At 61.3% G+C, this 21,416-nt stretch carries 24 protein-coding genes; 10 read left to right on the forward strand and 14 right to left on the reverse strand.

Annotated features, from left to right (window positions below; all coding sequences use genetic code 11):
- Positions 1-46 precede the first annotated feature (46 nt).
- The 5 genes from rimO to tsaA all read left to right on the forward strand — a co-directional run bounded on the left by rimO (position 47) and on the right by tsaA (position 3,965).
- Complete coding sequence (rimO, locus tag PspTeo4_RS16190; RefSeq protein ID WP_322364737.1) at positions 47-1,378, forward strand: 30S ribosomal protein S12 methylthiotransferase RimO; 1,332 nt, start codon at positions 47-49, stop codon at positions 1,376-1,378.
- A gap of 86 nt (positions 1,379-1,464) precedes the next feature.
- The gene (locus tag PspTeo4_RS16195; protein WP_322364738.1) at positions 1,465-1,923 is read left to right on the forward strand and encodes a GNAT family N-acetyltransferase; all 459 of its coding nucleotides are present in this window, start codon (positions 1,465-1,467) and stop codon (positions 1,921-1,923) included.
- 121 nt (positions 1,924-2,044) lie between these two features.
- On the forward strand, positions 2,045-2,755 hold the full coding sequence (locus PspTeo4_RS16200) for an rRNA pseudouridine synthase (protein ID WP_322364739.1): 711 nt from the start codon (positions 2,045-2,047) through the stop codon (positions 2,753-2,755).
- Positions 2,756-2,801: 46 nt separating this feature from the next.
- Complete coding sequence (locus PspTeo4_RS16205) at positions 2,802-3,263, forward strand: DUF1456 family protein (RefSeq protein WP_322364740.1); 462 nt, start codon at positions 2,802-2,804, stop codon at positions 3,261-3,263.
- A gap of 6 nt (positions 3,264-3,269) precedes the next feature.
- Positions 3,270-3,965: a tRNA (N6-threonylcarbamoyladenosine(37)-N6)-methyltransferase TrmO gene (tsaA, locus tag PspTeo4_RS16210; RefSeq protein WP_322364741.1), complete on the forward strand. Its 696-nt coding sequence runs from the start codon at positions 3,270-3,272 to the stop codon at positions 3,963-3,965.
- 189 nt (positions 3,966-4,154) lie between these two features.
- Here the strand turns inward: tsaA and fpr are convergent, their stop codons facing one another.
- Positions 4,155-4,934 carry a ferredoxin-NADP reductase gene (gene fpr / locus PspTeo4_RS16215; protein WP_322364742.1) on the reverse strand — a complete coding sequence of 260 codons (780 nt, stop codon included), beginning with the start codon at positions 4,932-4,934 and terminating at the stop codon, positions 4,155-4,157.
- A 120-nt stretch (positions 4,935-5,054) separates the two neighbouring features.
- On the opposite strand from fpr, the gene finR reads away from it, so the two are divergent.
- Entirely contained in the window at positions 5,055-5,981 is a 927-nt protein-coding gene (finR, locus tag PspTeo4_RS16220) for a LysR family transcriptional regulator FinR (protein ID WP_322364743.1), read from the forward strand.
- On the opposite strand, the gene PspTeo4_RS16225 is transcribed toward finR, so the two are convergent.
- From PspTeo4_RS16225 to PspTeo4_RS16235, 3 genes are all read right to left on the reverse strand, one after another.
- Positions 5,978-6,340 (reverse strand): diacylglycerol kinase, encoded by a 363-nt coding sequence (locus PspTeo4_RS16225; RefSeq protein ID WP_322364744.1) that lies wholly within the window; start codon positions 6,338-6,340, stop codon positions 5,978-5,980. The two genes, finR and PspTeo4_RS16225, sit on opposite strands and share 4 nt — an antisense overlap.
- A gap of 73 nt (positions 6,341-6,413) precedes the next feature.
- The gene (gene erdR / locus PspTeo4_RS16230) at positions 6,414-7,064 is read right to left on the reverse strand and encodes a response regulator transcription factor ErdR (protein WP_322364745.1); all 651 of its coding nucleotides are present in this window, start codon (positions 7,062-7,064) and stop codon (positions 6,414-6,416) included.
- A gap of 179 nt (positions 7,065-7,243) precedes the next feature.
- Positions 7,244-7,954 (reverse strand): tRNA-uridine aminocarboxypropyltransferase, encoded by a 711-nt coding sequence (locus PspTeo4_RS16235; RefSeq protein ID WP_322364746.1) that lies wholly within the window; start codon positions 7,952-7,954, stop codon positions 7,244-7,246.
- A gap of 223 nt (positions 7,955-8,177) precedes the next feature.
- On the opposite strand from PspTeo4_RS16235, the gene PspTeo4_RS16240 reads away from it, so the two are divergent.
- A complete protein-coding gene (locus PspTeo4_RS16240; protein WP_322364747.1) occupies positions 8,178-8,597 on the forward strand; it encodes a quorum-sensing-regulated virulence factor family protein in 420 nt (139 codons plus the stop codon).
- Here the strand turns inward: PspTeo4_RS16240 and PspTeo4_RS16245 are convergent, their stop codons facing one another.
- The gene (locus PspTeo4_RS16245) at positions 8,598-8,801 is read right to left on the reverse strand and encodes a hypothetical protein (protein ID WP_322364748.1); all 204 of its coding nucleotides are present in this window, start codon (positions 8,799-8,801) and stop codon (positions 8,598-8,600) included. It lies immediately after the preceding gene.
- Between the two features lie 304 nt (positions 8,802-9,105).
- Here PspTeo4_RS16245 and PspTeo4_RS16250 point away from each other — a divergent pair, with 304 nt between their 5' ends.
- Positions 9,106-10,224, forward strand: coding sequence for an LOG family protein (locus PspTeo4_RS16250; protein ID WP_322364749.1), 1,119 nt, complete (start codon positions 9,106-9,108; stop codon positions 10,222-10,224).
- Between the two features lie 161 nt (positions 10,225-10,385).
- Here the strand turns inward: PspTeo4_RS16250 and recX are convergent, their stop codons facing one another.
- The 3 genes from recX to PspTeo4_RS16265 form a co-directional block, all read right to left on the reverse strand.
- Positions 10,386-10,856, reverse strand: coding sequence for a recombination regulator RecX (gene recX / locus PspTeo4_RS16255; protein ID WP_322364750.1), 471 nt, complete (start codon positions 10,854-10,856; stop codon positions 10,386-10,388).
- A gap of 8 nt (positions 10,857-10,864) precedes the next feature.
- Positions 10,865-11,932 (reverse strand): recombinase RecA, encoded by a 1,068-nt coding sequence (gene recA / locus PspTeo4_RS16260; RefSeq protein ID WP_322364751.1) that lies wholly within the window; start codon positions 11,930-11,932, stop codon positions 10,865-10,867.
- 102 nt (positions 11,933-12,034) lie between these two features.
- Positions 12,035-12,517 (reverse strand): nicotinamide-nucleotide amidohydrolase family protein, encoded by a 483-nt coding sequence (locus tag PspTeo4_RS16265; protein ID WP_322364752.1) that lies wholly within the window; start codon positions 12,515-12,517, stop codon positions 12,035-12,037.
- Between the two features lie 166 nt (positions 12,518-12,683).
- Here PspTeo4_RS16265 and mutS point away from each other — a divergent pair, with 166 nt between their 5' ends.
- Both mutS and fdxA read left to right on the forward strand, forming a co-directional pair.
- Positions 12,684-15,257: a DNA mismatch repair protein MutS gene (mutS, locus tag PspTeo4_RS16270; protein WP_322364753.1), complete on the forward strand. Its 2,574-nt coding sequence runs from the start codon at positions 12,684-12,686 to the stop codon at positions 15,255-15,257.
- 140 nt (positions 15,258-15,397) lie between these two features.
- The gene (fdxA, locus tag PspTeo4_RS16275) at positions 15,398-15,721 is read left to right on the forward strand and encodes a ferredoxin FdxA (RefSeq protein ID WP_051097441.1); all 324 of its coding nucleotides are present in this window, start codon (positions 15,398-15,400) and stop codon (positions 15,719-15,721) included.
- Between the two features lie 595 nt (positions 15,722-16,316).
- Here fdxA and rpoS read toward each other — a convergent pair.
- The 6 genes from rpoS to ispF all read right to left on the reverse strand — a co-directional run bounded on the left by rpoS (position 16,317) and on the right by ispF (position 21,415).
- The gene (gene rpoS / locus PspTeo4_RS16280; RefSeq protein ID WP_012315872.1) at positions 16,317-17,324 is read right to left on the reverse strand and encodes an RNA polymerase sigma factor RpoS; all 1,008 of its coding nucleotides are present in this window, start codon (positions 17,322-17,324) and stop codon (positions 16,317-16,319) included.
- A gap of 108 nt (positions 17,325-17,432) precedes the next feature.
- Positions 17,433-18,290: a peptidoglycan DD-metalloendopeptidase family protein gene (locus PspTeo4_RS16285; RefSeq protein ID WP_322364883.1), complete on the reverse strand. Its 858-nt coding sequence runs from the start codon at positions 18,288-18,290 to the stop codon at positions 17,433-17,435.
- Between the two features lie 182 nt (positions 18,291-18,472).
- Entirely contained in the window at positions 18,473-19,111 is a 639-nt protein-coding gene (locus PspTeo4_RS16290) for a protein-L-isoaspartate(D-aspartate) O-methyltransferase (protein ID WP_322364884.1), read from the reverse strand.
- A gap of 38 nt (positions 19,112-19,149) precedes the next feature.
- Positions 19,150-19,899, reverse strand: a complete 750-nt coding sequence (gene surE / locus PspTeo4_RS16295; RefSeq protein ID WP_322364754.1) for a 5'/3'-nucleotidase SurE — start codon at positions 19,897-19,899, stop codon at positions 19,150-19,152.
- The gene (gene truD, locus PspTeo4_RS16300; protein ID WP_322364755.1) at positions 19,887-20,945 is read right to left on the reverse strand and encodes a tRNA pseudouridine(13) synthase TruD; all 1,059 of its coding nucleotides are present in this window, start codon (positions 20,943-20,945) and stop codon (positions 19,887-19,889) included. The genes surE and truD overlap by 13 nt, the downstream gene beginning before the upstream one ends.
- Entirely contained in the window at positions 20,942-21,415 is a 474-nt protein-coding gene (gene ispF, locus PspTeo4_RS16305) for a 2-C-methyl-D-erythritol 2,4-cyclodiphosphate synthase (RefSeq protein WP_322364756.1), read from the reverse strand. Before ispF ends, truD begins: the two co-directional genes overlap by 4 nt.
- Position 21,416: the final 1 nt, after the last annotated feature.

Raw genomic sequence — 21,416 nt, forward strand, 5'->3', positions numbered from 1 at the left:
GCCCCGCCACAGGCTGGGGTGGCCTGTTTCAATACCGAGGTTAGCCATGTCCACCACTCCCGCCACGCCGAAGGTCGGCTTTGTTTCCCTGGGTTGCCCCAAGGCCCTGGTCGATTCCGAGCGCATCCTGACCCAACTGCGCATGGAAGGTTATGAAGTCGTGCCCACCTACGAGGACGCCGACGTAGTGGTGGTCAACACCTGCGGCTTCATCGACAGCGCCAAGGCCGAGTCGCTTGAAGTGATCGGCGAAGCGATCAAGGAAAACGGCAAGGTCATCGTCACCGGCTGCATGGGTGTCGACGAAGGCAACATCCGCGACGTGCACCCGAGCGTGCTGTCGGTCACCGGCCCGCAGCAGTACGAGCAGGTGGTCAACGCCGTGCACGAAGTAGTGCCGCCGCGCCAGGACCACAACCCGCTGATCGACCTGGTACCGCCGCAGGGGGTCAAGCTGACCCCGCGTCACTACGCCTACCTGAAGATTTCCGAAGGCTGCAACCACAGCTGCAGCTTCTGCATCATTCCATCGATGCGCGGCAAGCTGGTCAGCCGCCCGGTGGGTGAAGTGCTGAGCGAGGCCGAGCGCCTGGTCAAGGCCGGCGTCAAGGAGATCCTGGTGATTTCCCAGGACACCAGCGCCTACGGCGTCGACGTCAAGTACAAGACCGACTTCTGGAACGGTCGCCCGGTCAAGACCCGCATGCTCGAGCTGTGCGAAGCCCTGAGCAGCCTGGGCGCCTGGGTGCGTCTGCACTACGTCTACCCGTACCCGAACGTCGACGACGTCATCCCGCTGATGGCTGCTGGCAAGATCCTGCCGTACCTGGACATCCCGTTCCAGCACGCCAGCCCCAAGGTACTCAAGTCGATGAAGCGCCCGGCCTTCGAAGATCGCACCCTGGCGCGCATCAAGAACTGGCGCGAACAGTGCCCCGAGCTGGTAATCCGCTCGACCTTCATCGTCGGCTTCCCAGGCGAAACCGAAGAGGACTTCCAGTACCTGCTGGACTGGCTGACCGAGGCCCAGCTCGACCGCGTAGGCTGCTTCCAGTACTCGCCTGTCGAAGGCGCCCCGGCCAACGACCTGGGCCTGGAAGAAGTGCCGGATGACGTCAAGCAGGAGCGCTGGGACCGCTTCATGGCCCACCAGCAGGCAATCAGTGCAGCACGCCTGCAACTGCGCATCGGCAAGGAAATCGAAGTGCTGATCGATGAAGTCGAAGAGCAAGGTTCGGTTGGCCGCAGCTTCTTCGATGCACCGGAAATCGACGGCAGCGTGTTCATCGACGGCGACCACGGCTTCAAGCCGGGCGACAAGGTTCGTTGCCGCGTGGTCGACGCCGACGAGTACGACATGTGGGCAGAGCCCATCTAAGGCATGGCCACCGAAAATACCCCGCCCACTGGCGGGGTATTTTTTTGCATCTATGGTGATCTCAATGGCCTTTGAGGATACCCGCGATGCCGCTGGCAATGACGCTCCACACACCACGTTTGAACGACTACCCCGAACTGGTCCAGGTCTGGGAAGCCTCTGTTCGCGCCACTCACGACTTTCTGCCTGAGCACTACATCCTGCTGTTGCGTGAACATGTCCTGCACCGCTACCTCGATGCTGTGATGCTGATCTGCTGCAAAGACAAGCACCAGCGCATTCTTGGATTTGCCGGCGTGGCCAATGGGCAGGTCGACATGCTGTTCGTCGCACCCGAAAGCCGAGGCATGGGCGTCGGCAAGCGGCTGCTGCACTACGCCATCGACGAGCTGAATGCCGAGCGTCTGGATGTCAACGAGCAGAACCCGCAGGCCTTGGGTTTCTACCTGCACGAAGGGTTTGAAGTCATCGGACGCTCGGAAACCGACGGGCTGGGGCAGCCTTACCCGCTGCTGCACATGAGGCTGATTCGTACAACGTCCTAAGACAAGCGACGACCATTGCGTGCGATGCTTCCGAAAAGGCGGAATTGACATAGATTCCCATCATCTGGCGTGCACAGGCAGGTACAATGGTCGCCTTTCCCCGTTTTTGCGAATTACAGCCATGTCTGAACCCGTCCGCCTGTCCAAACGCCTGATCGAGCAACTCGGCTGCTCACGCCGCGAAGCCGAGCTGTATATCGAAGGTGGCTGGGTCACGGTCGATGGCGTGGTGGTCGAGCAGCCCCAATTCAAGGTCGACAGCCAGCGCATCGAACTGCTGCCCGGAGCACGCGCCGAGGCGCTGGAGCCGGTCACCCTGTTGATGAACCAGCCGGCCAATGTCGACAGCGAAACCGCGCGCGCCAGCATGAACATGGGCAACCTCAGCGAAGCCCACCGCGAAGGTGTGCGCCCCTTGCACGGGCACTTTTCCCGGCTCTCCTGCATCGCACCACTCGAGCGGGGTGCCAGCGGCCTGCAGGTATTCACCCAGGACTGGCGGGCAACCCGCAAAATCGACGCCGACCTGCGTCGCATGGAACAGGAATACATCATCGAAGTTCGCGGCGAGACCACGCCACAGGCGCTGGAACGCCTGGCCCGTGGCGCCACGCGCAATGACCGGGAGCTACCCAAGGCCAAGGCCAGCTGGCAGAACGAGACCCACCTGCGCATGGCCCTGAAGAACCCGCAACCAGGGCAGATCGCCGAACTGTGCGCCTACCTGCGCCTGGAGGTGCTCGGCATGCGCCGCATCCGCCTGGGCGGCGTGTCCATGGGCAAACTACCACTGGGCCAATGGCGCTATCTGGCCGGTACCGAACGTTTCTAAGCAATGCGCCGCGCCTTGGCGTGGCTTTGAACAGGATTTAGCAACAATGAACCACAACGACGTCCTGCGCAGCCTGCGCTACATGCTCAAGGTGAACGACGCCAAGATGGTCGAGATCATCGGGCTGTCTGGCCTCGAAGTGCACCCGGTGGTACTCGCCACCTACCTGAAGAAAGAGGACGAGGCAGGCTTCGTGCGTTGCCCCGAGCGGGTCATGGCACATTTCCTCGACGGCCTGGTGATCTACCGTCGCGGCAAGGACGACAGCCGCCCACCGCTGCCAGTCGAGCTGCCCGTGACCAACAACACCGTCCTCAAGAAGCTGCGGGTGGCCTTCGAGCTCAAGGAAGAAGACCTGCACGCGATCCTCAAGTCGGTCAACTTCCCAGTGTCCAAACCTGAACTCAGCGCCCTGTTCCGCAAGGTCGGCCATGACAACTACCGCCCTTGCGGCGACCAGTTGCTGCGCAACTTCCTCAAGGGCCTGACCCTGCGCGTGCGCGGCTGAGTGGCCATGCAACATACGGTTTCGCCCGTTGGCATCGTGCGCTCCTGCTTCAAGGAGAAGTTCGCGATTCCCCGCCAACCCCGCCTGGCACCCGCGGCGAGGGGCGTTCTCGAGCTGCTGCCACCCTACGATCAAGGCGAGGCAGTGGCAGGCCTGGAACAGGTAAGCCATGTCTGGTTGCTATTCCTGTTCCACCAGGCGCTGGAGGACAAGCCCCGCCTGAAAGTGCGCCCACCCCGCCTCGGCGGCAACAAAAGCATGGGCGTGTTCGCCACCCGTGCTACCCACCGGCCCAATGGCATCGGCCAGTCGGTGGTTCGTCTGGAAGCCGTGGAGCCAGGGCGCCTGCTGCTGTCGGGAATCGACCTGCTCGATGGCACACCTGTGCTGGACATCAAACCCTATGTGCCCTACGCCGACAGCATTGCCGAGGCGCAGAACCTGATGGCTGGCGATGCGCCTGAGGCCATCGACGTGAGCTGGAGCGACAGTGCGTTGCGCCAGGCCAGGGAGCATGCTTTGCGCTTGGGAGAGCCTCTGGTCGAGCTGATAGAGCAGTGCCTCGGGCAGGACCCACGGCCAGCGTATCAGGTACCGCCGCCGGAACGGGTGTATGGGGTAAAGTTCTGGGATGTGCAGGTCAGGTGGCAGTATCCGCAGCCGGATGTGATCCGGGTGCAGGAGGTTGTGCTGGACTGCTGAATACTAGCCCAGGCCAATGGGGCAGCTCTGCGCCCCTATCGCCGGCAAGCCGGCTCCCACAGGGGCCGTGCAGACCTTCAGAACACCGCAGAACCTGGGGGAGCTGGCTTGCCGGCTATAGGGCCAGTGAAATTCTCAGGCATAAAAAAACGCAGGCCAAGGCCTGCGTTTTTCGTTCCAGCGTACGCCTTACTTCTCGACGAAGGCACGCTCGATCAGGTAGTCACCTGGCTCACGCATACGCGCGGAGATCTTCAGGCCGAAGCTGTCCAGCACTTCGCTGGTCTCGTCGAGCATGCTCGGGCTGCCGCAGATCATCGCGCGGTCGTCCTGCGGGTTGATCGGTGGCAGACCGATGTCGCTGAACAGCTTGCCGCTGCGCATCAGGTCGGTCAGGCGGCCCTGGTTCTCGAACGGTTCACGGGTAACGGTCGGGTAGTAGATCAGCTTGTCACGAACCGCTTCACCGAAGAACTCGTTCTGCGGCAGGTGCTCGGTGATGAACTCGCGGTAAGCCACTTCGTTCACGTAACGCACGCCGTGGACCAGAATCACTTTCTCGAAGCGCTCGTAGGTTTCCGGGTCCTGAATGACGCTCATGAACGGCGCCAGGCCAGTGCCGGTGCTCAGCAGGTACAGGTGCTTGCCTGGGTTCAGGTCATCGAGTACCAGGGTGCCGGTAGGCTTCTTGCTGATGATGATCTCGTCGCCTTCCTTCAGGTGCTGCAGTTGGGAGGTCAGCGGACCATCCGGCACCTTGATGCTGAAGAACTCCAGATGCTCTTCCCAGTTCGGCGAAGCGATGGAATAGGCGCGCATGAGCGGACGGCCGCTGTCCTGTTGCAGGCCGATCATCACGAACTGACCGTTCTCGAAGCGCAGGCCCGGGTCACGGGTGCACTTGAAGCTGAACAGGGTGTCGTTCCAGTGGTGCACACTGAGGACACGTTCGTGGTTCATGTTGCTCATCTAAGGGGCTCCTGAAGAAAAACGCAGCGCGCGCAAGGCGTACAGTTGCGCGATAGTTTAGGGGCAGCGACAATATCTGTTAACTGAATTATCAAGATATGTGTTATCGGTTATATCGATATGCGATTCACACTACGTCAGCTACAGGTCTTCGTCGCCGTCGCTCAGCACCAAAGCGTGTCGCGCGCTGCGAGCTTGCTTGCGCTATCGCAATCAGCTGCCAGTACCTCGATCACTGAACTGGAGCGTCAATCCAGTTGCCAGTTGTTCGACCGTGCCGGCAAGCGCCTGAGCCTCAATGCCTTGGGCCACCAGCTTTTACCCCAGGCTGTCGCTCTGCTCGACCAAGCCAAGGAGATCGAAGACCTGCTCAATGGCAAGTCCGGTTTTGGCTCTCTGGCTGTCGGCGCGACGCTCACCATCGGCAACTACCTGGCAACCTTGCTGATCGGCAGCTTCATGCAGGTGCACCCAGAGAGCCAGGTAAAACTGCACGTGCAGAACACTGCGCATATCGTGCAACAGGTTGCCCATTACGAAATTGATCTGGGTCTAATCGAAGGTGACTGCAACCACCCGGACCTCGAAGTGCAGCCCTGGGTCGAGGATGAACTGGTGGTGTTCTGCGCCCCCCAACACCCACTGGCCAAGCTTGGCCGCGCAGATGTCCAGACGCTCTCGCAGGAAGCCTGGATTCTCCGCGAACAGGGCTCCGGCACCCGGCTGACGTTCGACCAAGCCATGCGCCATCACCGCGCCAACCTGAACATTCGCCTAGAGCTTGAGCACACCGAGGCGATCAAACGTGCCGTGGAGTCGGGGCTGGGCATCGGTTGCATCTCACGCCTGGCGCTGCGCGACGCATTTCGTCGAGGAAGCCTGGTGCCGGTGGAAACCCCCGAGCTGGACTTGATGCGCCAGTTCTACTTCATCTGGCACAAGCAGAAATACCAGACCTCGGCCATGCGCGAGTTTCTCGAACTGTGCCGCAATTTCACCGCAGGCTTTACCCGCAGCGACGAAATCGTCCTGCCGCCGATCGCTTAAAGCAGAATCACACCCCAGACCACCGCCACCATGGTCAGCGCTACCAGTTGTGCGGCGCTGCCCATGTCCTTGGCGTTCTTCGACAAGGGGTGGCGCTCCAGCGAGATACGGTCGATCGCAGCTTCCACCGCCGAGTTGAACAACTCGACGATCAAGCCCAACAGGCAGACCGCAATCATGATTGCCCGCTCTGCACGAGTAACCGGCAGCCAGAAAGCGATCGGAATCAACAGCACATTGAGCAGTACCAACTGGCGGAACGCAGCCTCGCCCTTGAACGCGGTGCGCAGGCCATCGAGCGAGTAACCGGCAGCATTGACGATACGTTTGAGGCCAGTCTGGCCTTTGAATGGCGACATAAGTGTCACTTCACCGTTAAAAGGCCAGCAGGCTAGCCGAGCAGGAGTCAAAAAAGCGTGAAGCAGCAGGCGATTAGCTAGCCGCAACTGATTCCAGTTGTTGCAACAGCAATGCAGCCTGGGTTCGAGTACGCACGCCCAGTTTACGGAAGATCGCCGTGACGTGGGCCTTGATGGTGGCCTCGGACACATTCAGCTCGTAGGCGATCTGCTTGTTCAGCAACCCTTCGCAGACCATGGTCAATACGCGGAACTGCTGCGGGGTCAGGCTGGCCAGACCTTCACTTGCGGCCTTGGCTTCGGCAGAGACATCGACCTTTTCGAACGCTTGCGGCGGCCACCAGACATCACCGTCGAGCACTTTCTGCACAGCTTCCTGGATCTTGCTCAGCTCGCTGGACTTGGGAATGAAACCACTGGCGCCGAATTCTCTGGACTTCACCACCACGGCCGCTTCTTCCTGGGCCGAAACCATCACCACTGGAATTTGCGGGTACTGGCCGCGCAGCAGCACCAGGCCGGAGAAGCCGTAAGCACCGGGCATGTTCAGGTCCAGCAGGACCAAATCCCAGTCGGCTTTTTCGCTGAGGCGGGTTTCCAGTTCGGCGATGCTCGCTACTTCTACCAGGCGTACGTCCGGGCCCAGGCCCAGCGTTACCGCCTGGCGCAGAGCGCTGCGAAACAGCGGGTGGTCATCGGCAATCAGGATTTCGTAAGTGGCCATCGATCTATGGATCCTGTTCTGTGCCAGGCGCATGCGGGGTAAGGGAGCGCCCGGCGGGGAATCGGCGCCAAGGATGCCGAGCGCGGTCGGGGGTGGTCAAGCCAAACACCCTGCCGCCTCGCCCACCCTGGCTGCCAGCTCCGTCATTATGAACCATCGGGGCACTGTTGCCCCTTGGACTATAGGAAGGTATGCAAACGCTGATGGGTGTCATCCTGCTCATCCAGCGGCAGGCGACGCTTTCCGCTCAGGTAATGCAGACTGAACACGTCCAGGTAGGCGTCCAGGGCCTGGGAGGCCTGGCTGTCACCCGCGAGCTCCAGGCACATGGCCGCCACTTCGGCGGTACAGAAATGATCGTCACGCTTGGAGCGGCGCAGGCGATAGCGCGACATCTGCTCGGCCTGAAGGCTCAGGACCGGGAAGCGATCAAGGTAGGGGCTCTTGCGAAACATCTTGCGTGCTTCGGTCCAGGTGGCATCGAGCAGAATGAACAGCGGGCGCTTGCCCGGTTCTCGCACGACTTCGCTGACCACACGCTCTTGCGCCACGAATTCGCCTGGAAACACGATGTAGGGCTGCCATTGCGGGTCTTCGAGCAGCGCCAACAGACGGTCGTCAACCGATGTGCGCAACCAGCCAAACGCGGACGTGTCTTCGATCAGGTCGGCGATCAGCCAACCGGTATTGGTCGGTTTCAGTGGCTCGGTATCGTGCATCAGCAGGCACACGCCAGAGTCGGCGTCGACCCGAGGCTTCCAGGCGCACAGGCAGTGGGTGGCGATCACCCGGCAGTCGGGACACCGCTCGGCACGTGAACCACGGGCGATGAAGGGTTTGTTGCTGCGTGCCAGGCGTTCGGCGCGCAGGCGCGCTACCGCATGGCTCATGCTGGCAGGCCTTTGGACAGGTTGGAAATGAACACTGCAACGACTCGGCGAAAACAAAGCGCCAGTCTACCAGAGCAGGTGCCATTTGCCGTGCAGGTATGCCGGCCGCTCCCTTATAATCGACGTTTTGGCGCCCTAAATATTACCGGCAAAGACGCGGGTTACAGGGAACGCCACCTGCCGGCGCAGGTCAAAGCGCCAGTCATCGAACCAGGAGAGATTCATGCTGCGTCTTATTGTCCCGACCCTGAGCCTGTTGCTCACCCTGCCCCTGGCTGCCCAGGCGGCGTCCAAGCAGGAGTTCGAGCTGAACAAGCTGCTGCAGAAGGTCGCCAAGGAAAGCAGCGTAGGCACACCTCGCGCCATCAACGAAGACATCCTCGATCAGGGTTACACCGTCGAAGGCAAGGCGCTGGTCAACCACCTAAGCGTGCGCGCCGAACACGCCGCACGCATGCAGGAAAACCCGGCGCAAGTGCGCAGCCAGCTGGGTGACAGCGTGTGCCGCAACAGCGGCTACCGCAATCTGATGTCCAAGGGCGCGGTGATGGTGTATCGCTTCACGGTCTACAAGACCAACCAACCCGTCATGGACCAGGCATTCGACGCCGCCAGCTGCTCCGCCGGAAACAAGAAGAAGTAATCAGACGACCCGTTCACCCTGTGCGCGCTGCGGTTCATCGTCGGCGCGCATTTCCGCCAGCAGCGCCTGCAAGTAGCGTGACTGGCACTCCAGCGTCGCCAACCTGCGACGGCACTCCGTCTCCAGGCTTACATGGTGATCCTGCGCCGCATTTTCCAGCTGCTGATAGAGCTGGGAGTCCACCTCGATAACCAAGCGATGCATACCGCCACCTCCTGCATCGACACGATTCGCTTTCCCAGTTAACCAAACCCTCACCGCCATTGGCCATGTGCCGACGAATGGCCAGTGCGCGCCTTCCAGCAGGAACGAGCGCGAGGGTCTAGATTGATAGCGAGGGTTCTGAAATCAACTAGATGGATTGATTGCCACTGCACCACGGCCTTGAAGGCCTACTGCAATGCTCGGGATGCACACTCGAGCCACAGCAGCCAGCGACACACGCAGTGTCGCGACCGAGCCACGCCATCGGCCCGGTCAGGGGTTTTGCTGCAGAAGGAGACGTTGAATGCCTTACCAACCGAACGAGCTCTTGTCCAAACACTTCAGGGACAGCGGCATCGACCTGAACAAGATCGACGAACAACTGCAACTGGTCGCCCCCGACAGCCCCAACATGCCCTTGTATCGCGACATGATGTTGACCGTCCTGCGCATGGCCCACGATGACACTGATCGCTGGAGCGCCAAGATCACCCTGCAAGCCCTGCGCGAACTGGACCATTCCTTCCGTACCCTTCAACACTACAAAGGCCGCCGCAAGGTCACGGTGTTCGGCTCGGCCCGCACACCGCTGGAACACCCGATGTACGCGCTGGCTCGCGAGCTCGGTGCTACCTTGGCCCGTTCCGACATGATGGTCATCACCGGCGCGGGAGGCGGCATCATGGCCGCAGCCCACGAGGGCGCTGGCAGTGAACACAGCCTGGGCTTCAACATCACCCTCCCGTTCGAGCAGCACGCCAACGCCACAGTGGGCGGCACCGACAAGCTGCTGCCATTCCACTTCTTCTTCATTCGCAAACTGTTCTTCGTCAAGGAAGCCGACGCCCTGGTGCTGTGCCCAGGTGGCTTCGGTACGCTGGATGAAGCACTTGAAGTGCTGACCTTGATCCAGACCGGAAAGAGCCCACTGGTTCCGGTGGTGCTGCTTGACTCGCCAGGTGGCAGTTTCTGGCACGATGCCCTGGACTTCTTTAGTCGCCAGCTGGAAGAGAACCGCTACATTCTGCCCAGCGACCTGAAGCTACTCCGGCTTGTCCACTCTGCCGACGAAGCGGTGGAAGAAATCAACCAGTTCTACAGCAACTACCACTCCAGCCGCTGGCTGAAGAATCAGTTCGTGATTCGCATGCATCATGCGCTGAGCGATGCCGCGCTGTATGAAATCCAGGAGGGGTTCGCCGATCTGCGCCTGAGTGGCAAGTATCACCAACATCCCGACAGTGGTACTGAACACGAGCCAGGCAAATTCAGCCATTTGACGCGGCTGAGCTTCGCCTTCAACGGCCGCGACCAGGGCCGCCTGCGCGAGCTGGTGGACTTTATCAATCTGCCGGAAAACTGGGCCAAGCCTGAGCCGATGCACACGACCCAACGGGCCAGGGAGGCCTTGAAGGTAAGCTGAAAAATTTGGTGATGTGTTGTGGCAATGGGCGTCATCGCCGGCAAGCCGGCTCCCACATGGACCGCGTCGACCTCGATATCAACGCATTACCTGTAGGAGCCGGCTTGCCGTGGCGACGAACCGCGGCGATGAGGCCGGTACAGGCAGCACAAGACAGTTGCTCAGTAATCGTCCAACCCGCGTCCGCTCAGCAGTCGGCCGATCATCTCCATGGAGAAACCACGGTAGGCAAGAAATCGGGTCTGCTGTGCACGGCTGCGAGGGTCGTGGGGTAGTTGCCCGGCAAACTTGCGCTGCCAGACATCCTGCAATCGCTCCGACCAATTCACTTCGCTATCGCGCAGTGCCTGGTCGATGTCGCTGCGGTCCAAGCCACGCTGGCCTAGCTCCTCACGAATACGTGCGGGGCCATAACCAGAGTTGGAACGGTATCGGATGAAACTTTCGAGATAGCGGGCTTCACTGAGCAGCCCCTCTTCAGCGAGTCGATCGAGTGCAGGCTCGATCAGTTCATCCGGTGCGCCGCGCTGACGCAGCTTGCGCGTCAGCTCGACACGACCGTGCTCGCGACGCGCGAGCAGGTCCATGGCTGTCCGCCGAACGGCGACGGGAGTGTCGAGTACGACGGACATAGGGCCAATCAATAACCGGCGTCGGCGTCAGCCATATCGTCGGCATCGGCTTCAGCGGCCGCGGCCTTGCCAGCGGCGGCAACAGCACCTGCATTCAGCAGTTTCTCGCGAATCAGCTTCTCGATCTCGGCGCCAACGGCCGGGTTCTCTTGCAGGAACTTGGCGGCGTTAGCCTTGCCCTGGCCAATCTTGTTGCCCTGGTAGCTGTACCAGGCACCGGATTTTTCCACCAGGCCTTGGGAAACGCCCAGGTCGATGATTTCACCGTTGCGGTAGATACCCTTGCCGTAAAGGATCTGGAATTCGGCCTGACGGAATGGAGGCGAGACCTTGTTCTTGACGATCTTGACGCGGGTTTCGCTACCGACCACCTCATCGCCTTCCTTGACCGCGCCAGTACGACGGATGTCCAGGCGCACAGAAGCGTAGAACTTCAGGGCGTTACCACCCGTGGTGGTTTCCGGGCTACCGAACATCACACCGATCTTCATACGGATCTGGTTGATGAAGATGACCAGGCAGTTGGCATTCTTGATGTTACCGGTAATTTTACGCAGGGCCTGGGACATCAGGCGGGCTTGCAAGCCCACGTGCATGTCGCCCATTTCGCCTTCGATTTCAGCCTTCGGTACCAGGGCTGCAACGGAGTCGACGATGATCACGTCAACGGCATTGGAGCGCACCAGCATGTCGGTGATTTCCAGAGCCTGTTCGCCGGTGTCCGGCTGCGAGACCAGCAGGTCGTCGACATTGACGCCCAGCTTGCCAGCGTATTCAGGGTCAAGGGCGTGTTCGGCGTCGACGAAGGCGCAGGTGGCGCCGTTCTTCTGGGCTTCGGCGATGACCGACAGGGTCAGGGTAGTCTTACCCGACGATTCCGGACCGTAGATTTCGACGATACGGCCTTTTGGCAGGCCGCCGATGCCAAGGGCGATGTCCAGACCCAGGGAGCCGGTGGAGATAGCGGGGATGGCCTGACGCTCATGGTCGCCCATACGCATGACCGCGCCCTTGCCGAATTGGCGTTCGATTTGACCCAGGGCCGCAGCCAAGGCGCGCTTCTTGTTGTCGTCCATTGAAATCCTCACGTGATCGACCGGCCCTGACGGCCCGAATAACTGTATAAGTAGCCAGTATTATTCCACAGGGATTCGCTTGAGCAAACCCCTGTCGTCGATTTAGTCGCCGCCAAGCTGTAACAAGCCGTCTAACGCGGCGATCACCGTTTGTCGGCGCACCGCTTCACGGTCGCCATCGAAGTGTCGGTGCTCGCTGCGCACATGCTCGCCATCGGCCCAGGCCAACCAAACGGTACCCACCGGCTTGGCGACGGAACCCCCATCAGGCCCGGCAACGCCGCTGACCGCGACCGCGAAGCGCGCCCCGCTGGCAGCCTGCGCACCACGAACCATGGCTTCGACCACTTCCCGGCTGACGGCACCAACCTGGGTGAACAAGGCTTCGGGCACATCCAACTGACGGGTTTTCTGGGCATTGGAATAAGTCACGTAGCCCGCCTCGAACCAGGCCGAACTGCCCGGCACACGGGTGATGGCCTCGGCAATGCCGCCGCCGGTGCAGGACTCGGCAGTGGTGACCTGAGCGCCGAAGCGTCGCAGGTGCTCGCCCAGGCGTGTGGAAAGCGTGGTAATTGGGTCCATGAAGGGTTCCTCGACAAGACTGGCCACAACCCTAGCACCCGTGCGCGCCGAACGGGACCCCAAAGCCCTTCGCCAACATCAGGGCGCGCCTGCATCTCGAAGAAAAAGCCTGTACCATTGCCCGTTTCACAATCGCCAACCAGATCACCCCGCTGTAAGGCCCTGAATGTCTGATCTTTCCGCACACACCCCGATGATGCAGCAGTACTGGAAGCTGAAAAACCAGCACCCGGACCAGCTGATGTTCTACCGCATGGGCGACTTTTACGAGATCTTCTACGAAGACGCGAAAAAAGCCGCAAAACTGCTGGATATCACCCTGACCGCGCGTGGTCAGTCGGCGGGCCAGTCGATCCCCATGTGCGGGATTCCCTTCCACTCGGCCGAGGGCTACCTGGCCAAGCTGGTCAAGCTCGGCGAGTCGGTAGTGATCTGCGAGCAGATCGGCGACCCAGCCACCAGCAAGGGCCCGGTCGAGCGCCAAGTAGTGCGGATCATCACCCCCGGCACCGTCAGTGACGAGGCCCTGCTCGACGAGCGCCGCGACAACCTGATCGCCGCCCTGCTGGGTGACGAGCGCCTGTTCGGCCTGGCGGTGCTGGATATCACCAGCGGCAACTTCACCGTCCAGGAAATCAAGGGCTGGGAGAACCTGCTGGCCGAGCTCGAACGCATCAACCCGGTTGAGTTGCTGTTCCCCGATGACTGGCCACAGGGCCTGCCAGCGGAGAAACGCCCAGGCGCCCGACGCCGTGCACCGTGGGACTTCGACCGGGAGTCGGCACGCAAGAGCCTGTGCCAGCAGTTCGCGACCAAGGACCTCAAAGGGTTCGGCTGCGACAAACTGACCCTGGCCATCGGCGCGGCCGGCTGCCTGCTGACCTACGCCAAGGAAACCCAGCGCACCACCCTGCCCCACCTGCGCAGCCTGCGTCACGAGCGCATGGATGACACGGTGATCCTCGACGGCGCCAGCCGCCGCAACCTGGAGCTGGACATCAACCTGGCAGGTGGGCGTGACAACACCCTGCAGTCGGTGATCGACCGCTGCCAGACCGCCATGGCCAGCCGCCTGCTGACCCGCTGGCTGAACCGCCCCCTGCGCGACCTCAAGGTGCTGCAGGCACGCCAGGACTCGATCCGCTGCCTGCTTGACGGCTACCGCTTCGAAAAGCTGCAGCCGCAGCTGAAGGAAATTGGCGATATCGAGCGGATTCTTGCCCGTATCGGCTTGCGTAACGCCCGCCCACGCGACCTGGCACGGCTGCGCGATGCCCTCGGTGCCCTGCCCGAGCTGCAAAACGCCATGGCCGAGCTGGAAGCGCCGCATCTGGCGCGCCTGGCTGTCATCACCGGCACCTACCCGGAGCTGGCGAGCCTGCTGGAGCGTGCGATCATCGACAACCCGCCAGCGGTCATCCGCGACGGCGGCGTGCTCAAGACCGGCTACGACAACGAGCTGGACGAGCTGCTGGCAATAAGCGAGAACGCCGGCCAGTTCCTCATCGACCTCGAAGCCCGCGAGAAGGCGCGCACCGGCCTGGCCAACCTGAAGGTCGGCTACAACCGCGTGCATGGCTACTACATCGAGTTGCCGACCAAGCAGGCCGAGCAGGCCCCGGGCGACTACATCCGCCGCCAGACTCTCAAGGGCGCAGAGCGCTTCATCACTCCGGAGCTCAAGGCCTTCGAGGACAAGGCGCTGTCGGCCAAGAGCCGCGCCCTCGCCCGCGAGAAGATGCTTTACGACGCCCTGCTCGAAACCCTGATCGGCCACTTGGCACCGCTGCAAGACAGCGCCGCAGCGCTGGCCGAACTGGATGTGCTGAGCAACCTCGCCGAGCGTGCGCTCAACCTTGACCTCAACTGCCCAAGCTTCGTCGACGAGCCTTGCCTGCGCATCGACCAGGGCCGTCACCCAGTGGTCGAGCAGGTGCTGACCACACCGTTCGTGGCCAATGACCTGAGCCTGGACAACAGCACCCGCATGCTGATCATCACCGGCCCGAACATGGGTGGTAAATCCACCTACATGCGCCAGACCGCACTGATCGTGCTGATGGCGCACATCGGCAGCTTCGTGCCTGCAGCGCGTTGCGAGCTGTCGCTGGTCGACCGCATTTTCACCCGTATCGGCTCCAGCGATGACCTGGCCGGTGGCCGCTCGACATTCATGGTCGAGATGAGCGAAACCGCGAACATTCTGCACAATGCCACCGACCGCAGCCTGGTGCTGATGGACGAAGTCGGCCGCGGCACCAGCACCTTCGACGGCCTGTCGCTGGCCTGGGCAGCTGCCGAGCGCTTGGCGCAACTGCGTGCCTACACCCTGTTCGCCACACACTACTTCGAACTGACCGTGCTGCCGGAAAGCGAGCCTTTGGTGGCCAACGTGCACCTGAACGCCACCGAGCACAACGAGCGCATCGTCTTCCTGCACCATGTGCTGCCCGGCCCGGCCAGCCAAAGCTACGGCCTGGCCGTTGCGCAACTGGCTGGCGTACCAGGCCCGGTCATCCAGCGCGCCCGCGAACACCTGGGGCGTCTGGAAACCGCAAGCCTGCCCCACGAGCCGCCAGTGGTGAAGAAAGCCAAGGACGAACCGCACGTTCCGCACCAGAGCGATCTGTTTGCCAGCCTGCCACACCCAGCCATCGAGAAGCTGGGCAAGCTGGACCTGGACGAGATGACGCCTCGCCAAGCTATCGAAACGCTATATCAACTAAAGAACCTGTTATAACGGCGCCCACAACAAGCTGGTAGAATCCGCCGCGGTTTGCTGGTGCTGCAGGTTATTAGCCTGGCCTGCAGCCAAACACCCGCAAACCGCGCGGCCCCGAGAGGAAGGGCCGCCGCCGTCGCCTGAGGAGAGAACTAGAAATGACCTTCGTCGTCACCGACAACTGCATCAAATGCAAATACACCGACTGCGTGGAAGTCTGTCCGGTGGACTGCTTCTACGAAGGCCCGAACTTCCTGGTCATTCACCCGGACGAGTGCATCGACTGCGCTCTGTGCGAGCCTGAGTGCCCTGCGCAAGCGATTTTCTCGGAAGACGAGATTCCCGCGGGCATGGAAAACTTCATCGAGCTGAACGCCGAGCTGGCAGAGATTTGGCCCAATATCACCGAGCGTAAGGACGCCCTGCCAGACGCTGAAGAGTGGGATGGCAAAACCGGCAAGATTGCCGATCTGGAGCGTTGATCGCAGCCAGACAAGAAAAAGGCCCGAAAGGGCCTTTTTTCATTTTCAGCAGGCAAAAAAAGGGGCGGTTTGACCCGCCCACATTTTTTCCGTAGTCCCTGCTTGTCCCAAACATCATCCTGATGAAATCGCTTCTTGCGATGTCCCTGGCCTTCATCCTGAAAGCCTGTGCATGTCCCTGTGCACAGTTCGAATACTAGCGATTTGAGCCGGGCGAGCAACCGCGAAACCTCACAAGATATTGCGGGGGACACATTTCCTCACAGCCGAATAAACTATGTTTTTCAAGGAGTTAGAAAAAGGCAGGCGCTGGAAACGACATTAATTTACTGAGACTTCCATAGATAGCTTACAAAACAAGTAAGCAAAGGCTTACACGTGATGTTACTGGGCTAGCGCGGTACATATTGCTTGGACAGGGCCTTTTGCAGTGCGTGTGCTGGCAGGGGCTGCGCAGCAGCCCAATCTCTGGCAAGCCAGCTCCCACAGATGGCATCTCCCATACCAGTGGGAGTCCCGTCTGCGAGCGATCAGGCCCCACAAGTCAAACAAAAACGCCCCGAGGTCATCGGGGCGTTTTGCAATGCAGCCTTGGCTACTGGAACAACGACTCGCTGGATAGGCCGTTCTTCTCAAGGATCTCGCGCAGACGCTTGAGCCCCTCCACCTGGATCTGCCGCACACGCTCACGGGTCAGGCCGATCTCCAGACCCACATCTTCCAGGGTGCTGCTCTCATGACCACGCAGACCAAAGCGGCGTACCACCACCTCACGCTGCTTGTCGGTAAGCTCGCCCAACCACTGATCGATGCTCTGCGACAGGTCGTCATCCTGCAGCAGCTCGCACGGATCGGTTGGCCGATCATCGGTCAGCGTATCGAGCAGGGTCTTGTCCGAATCCGGCCCGAGGGAAACGTCCACCGAGGAAACCCGTTCGTTGAGGCCGAGCATGCGCTTGACCTCGGCAACCGGCTTCTCCAGCAGGGTGGCGATTTCTTCGGGTGACGGTTCGTGGTCAAGCTTCTGGGTCAGCTCCCGCGCGGCGCGCAGGTAGACGTTGAGCTCCTTGACCACGTGGATCGGCAGGCGAATGGTGCGGGTCTGGTTCATGATCGCCCGCTCGATGGTCTGGCGAATCCACCAGGTCGCGTAAGTCGAGAAGCGGAATCCGCGCTCAGGGTCGAACTTCTCGACCGCGCGAATCAGCCCCAGGTTGCCCTCCTCGATCAGGTCGAGCAGCGACAGCCCACGATTGACATAGCGACGGGCGATCTTCACAACCAAGCGCAGGTTGCTTTCGATCATGCGTTTACGGCCAGCGGGATCGCCCTTTTGCGACAGGCGCGCAAAGTGCACTTCCTCTTCTGGCGAAAGCAGAGGCGAGAATCCTATCTCGTTCAGATACAGCTGGGTGGCATCGAGCGCCCGGCTGTAATCGATGTACTTGTGTTGCTTGAGCGTAGAGCCTGATTTGGCCCTGGTCCGAACCGAAGGTACAGCAGGTTCGTCTGACACCACATCCGTTTCCAAAACGATGCCCGTCTCCATCAGGAGGACGTCATCGTCGATGTCAAACTCCGGCGCTTCTTTATTGAGAGCCATTGTTATAGTCCTTTGCTGAGTTCGAACTCAGACTCGAGCGGCACCTGTTTCCCTGGCAGCGCTGGAGCCTGTCCCCTCTACATCACAGGAACAGGCCGGGTACAACGATCAACGGCGTGGCAGGAACTGGAGAGGATCGACGGGTTTGCCCTGGCGGCGAATCTCGAAATGCAGCTTCACCCGATCAGTGCCCGTGGACCCCATTTCAGCAATCGACTGCCCTGCCTTGACCTGCTGCCCCTCCCGAACCAAAAGCCTGCGGTTGTGACCGTAGGCACTGACGTAGGTATCGCTGTGCTTGATGATGATCAGCTCGCCGTAGCCCCTCAAGCCACTGCCGGCGTAGACCACCGAACCATCAGCTGCAGCAAAAACAGGCTGTCCCAAATCACCGGCGATATCAATGCCTTTATTCAAACTACCGTTTGAAGCAAATTTACCAATCAAGACACCGTTCGCCGGCCAGGTCCAACCGCCCACGGCGCGCTCTGCGGCAGGCACGGTAGTGACTACCGGCGCCGGAGTTGCGGGCGTTGAGGTCGCCGGTTTGCTACTGCTGGCAGGCGGCGTGGCGGTGCTGCCAACGGGGCGGCGAATCACCGTTGTCTTGCTCGAAGACGATGGGTTGGAAACCACGGTGGTACTGCTGCTGGAGCCGCTGCTGAAACGTATCGCCTGGCCGGGACGGATGGTATAGGGCGCCGAGATGCCGTTACGTGCCGCCAGCTCCTTGTAGTCCCAGCCGTAGCGGAAAGCGATGGAGAACAGCGTATCGCCGGGCTTGACGATGTACTGGCCCGAGGTCACCGCCGGTCGCTTGGGTGCCGTGGTGTTGCGGTCGACCACCCGTGCGCCGCTCGAGCCGGTGCTCGAACACCCGGTCAGCAGGCTGCCCATGGCCAGTGCGATCACCAGAAGCTTCAAACCCGACCGATCCCTGCGCTGCTGAACGACTGTGTGACCCACCCGCGCTCCCCTCATGGTGCCGTAAACGATAAGACGAAATGAAATGCAATATTGTTGCAATTATAACTGAGCCCGTCCGCCTTGGGAGGGCTCAGCACAGCCTGAGATGCAACTCGGCCGCACCGCAGATAGACAGGGCGCTACGGCAAGAATTCGACGCCCGCGCAAATATTCCGTACGGCTCAGGCCAACGGGCCATTCAGCAGAGGCACGAAGCGCACCGCCCCCAGTACGCGGCGGGAGAAACCATGCTCTTCACGGACGATCAGCATCAGTTGCTGCACCTCGCCTGCCGGGCCCACGGGTATCACCATGCGACCGCCAGGCGCCAATTGATCGAGCAGCGCCTGCGGGACTTCCGGCGCCACGGCAGTGACGATGATGCCATTGTAGGGCGCCAAGGCCTGCCAGCCTTCGCAGCCATCGCCCCAGCGAAATACCACGTTGCGCAGGTTGAGCTCGACCAGGCGCTCTTTGGCGCGGTCCTGCAGAACCTTGATCCGCTCCACCGAAAACACCCGCTCGACCAACTGGGCCAGAATCGCCGTCTGATAACCCGACCCAGTGCCAATCTCCAGCACTTTGTCCAGTGGGCCAGCCTCCAGCAGCAGCTCACTCATGTGCGCCACCATGAACGGCTGCGAGATCGTCTGGTTGTGCCCGATCGGCAACGCAGTGTCTTCATAGGCGCGATGTGCCAAGGCCTCATCGACGAACAGGTGGCGCGGCGTACGACGGATGGCGTCGAGCACCTTGGTGTTCGATACGCCTTCCTCGCACAGACGCTGGATCAGCCGTTCCCGGGTACGCTGGGAAGTCATGCCGATGCCGCGGCGCAGCAGATCGTCGTGTTCGCGCATCAGAGTACGCCCTCCAGCCAGCCATCGAAGCGCTCGAAGGCATCGTTGAAGGTACGGTCCAACTGCAGTGGCGTAATCGACACGTAGCCTTGCATCACCGCATGGAAGTCGGTACCCGGCCCGCCATCCTCGGCATCGCCAGCCACGGCAATCCAGTAGCCTTCCTTGCCACGAGGGTTCACCACCTTGGTAGGCGCAGCCGCCCGCGCCCGATGACCGAGACGGGTGAGCTGAATGCCACGGATATGCTCCAGCGGCAAGTTGGGAATATTGATGTTGAGCACCGTGCGAGGTGGCAGCTCGAGGCGCGACTGTGCCTCCACCAGCCGACGTGCGATGTACGCCGCAGCCGGCAGGTTGTCGGTCTGGCGCGACAGCAGCGAAAACGCCAGCGACGTCCCGCCGAGGAAGCGGCCTTCGAGCGCTGCGGCAACCGTGCCGGAGTACAGCACGTCGTCCCCCAGGTTGGCGCCCAGGTTGATACCGGAAACGACCATGTCTGGTGTTTGCGGCAGCAACCCGTTCAACCCAAGGTGCACACAGTCGGTTGGCGTGCCGTTGAGGCTGATGAAGCCATTGGCCAGGGTTTGCGGGTGCAATGGCCGGTCGAGCGTCAGCGAGCTGCTGGCGCCGCTCTTGTCTTGCTCCGGGGCGATCACCACACACTCGGCGTAATCCGCCAGCGCAGCATGCAGCGCAGCAATGCCCGGGGCGGTAACACCGTCATCATTTGAAATCAGAATACGCATGGGCTGTCCGTCTGCCCTCCCGGCACCAGATCGACGATTTCGCGCACCACCACGGTGGCGAAGCATCCGGCCGGAAGGACGAATTCCAGTTGCAGGATATCAGGCTCGGGATAATGCCACGACAAGCCGCCAATAGGGAGCCGCAGGATACGTCGTTCGTGACTCATTCCCGCTTGTGCCAGCCATTGGCAAAGTGCCATGTGCTGCCCGGCGATAGCCGACTCCAATTCAGAGGTCGCGCCCGCGGCGGGCGACGGGCCTTCACCCCACATAGGGCCGGTAGGATGCAAGTCGAGAATGGCCAGTCGAGGATCGGAACATTCCTGCTCGCCTGCCGGAAAGAAACTACGGCTGTCGGTGAACGCCAACAGATCGCCAACCTGCGCACGCTGCCAACTGCCATCGGCAACACGGGCCGCCAGCACTTGGTTGAAGACGTAACTGCGCGCCGCCGACAGCAGCCGAGAGCGCACATTGCGCTGTTCCGGTAGCGCCTTGCGTTGCGCCCAGTCCTGGGCGTCATGCACATTGCCGCCGCCGTGACCAAAACGTTGCGTGCCGAAGTAGTTGGGTACGCCTTGCTGCTTGAGCTGCTCCAGCCTTGCATCCAGCGCCTGGTGGTCTGCCGCCAGTGCAGTCAGACGCAAGGTGAAGCCGTTGGCGGAATGGGCACCACGCTGCAACTTGCGCTGGTGGCGTACCTGCTTGAGCACACGCAGCGTGTCGTCTTCGGCGCGGGACAGGTCAGGGTCGGCCTTGCCCGGCAGGTGCAGGCTGAACCACTGGCGTGTCAGCGCCTGACGGTCCTTGAGGCCGGCATAGCTGATGGCACGAACCGGCACGCCGGCCGCGCGTGCCAGGCGACGGGCAGCCTCTTCGGTATTGAGGTCACGCTTTTCAACCCATAGCCACAGGTGCTCGCCCTGACCGGACAGCGGGATGTCCAGCACTTCGTCCACCTGGAAGTCTTCGGCTACCGCCTTGAGCACTGCGGTGCCCAGAGATTGGCCCGATGCACGCGGGCCGAGCAGGTCTTGTTCGATCATGCTGGCAGCAACAGGGCAACCGAATGCACGGCGATACCCTCCTCACGGCCGGTGAAGCCCAATTTTTCGGTGGTGGTGGCCTTGACGTTGACCTGGTCGAGTTCGACTTGCAGGTCCTCGGCGATCAGCAGGCGCATGGTTTCAATGTGCGGCGCCATTTTCGGTGCCTGGGCCACGATGGTGGCGTCGACATTGCCGACTTTCCAGCCCTTGGCCAGCACGATGCCGACCACATGGCGCAGCAGAGCGCGGCTGTCGGCGCCCTTGAATTGAGGGTCGGTGTCGGGGAAATGCTTGCCGATGTCACCCAGCGCTGCCGCGCCAAGCAAGGCATCGCTCAGCGCGTGCAGCAGCACGTCACCGTCGGAATGGGCCAGCAGGCCGTATTTGTGGGGGATACGCACCCCGCCCAGGGTAATGAAATCACCGTCGCAAAAACGGTGCACATCGTAGCCGTGGCCAATACGCATA

The sequence above is a fragment of the Pseudomonas sp. Teo4 genome (assembly GCF_034387475.1).
In the GTDB taxonomy this organism is placed as follows: domain Bacteria; phylum Pseudomonadota; class Gammaproteobacteria; order Pseudomonadales; family Pseudomonadaceae; genus Aquipseudomonas.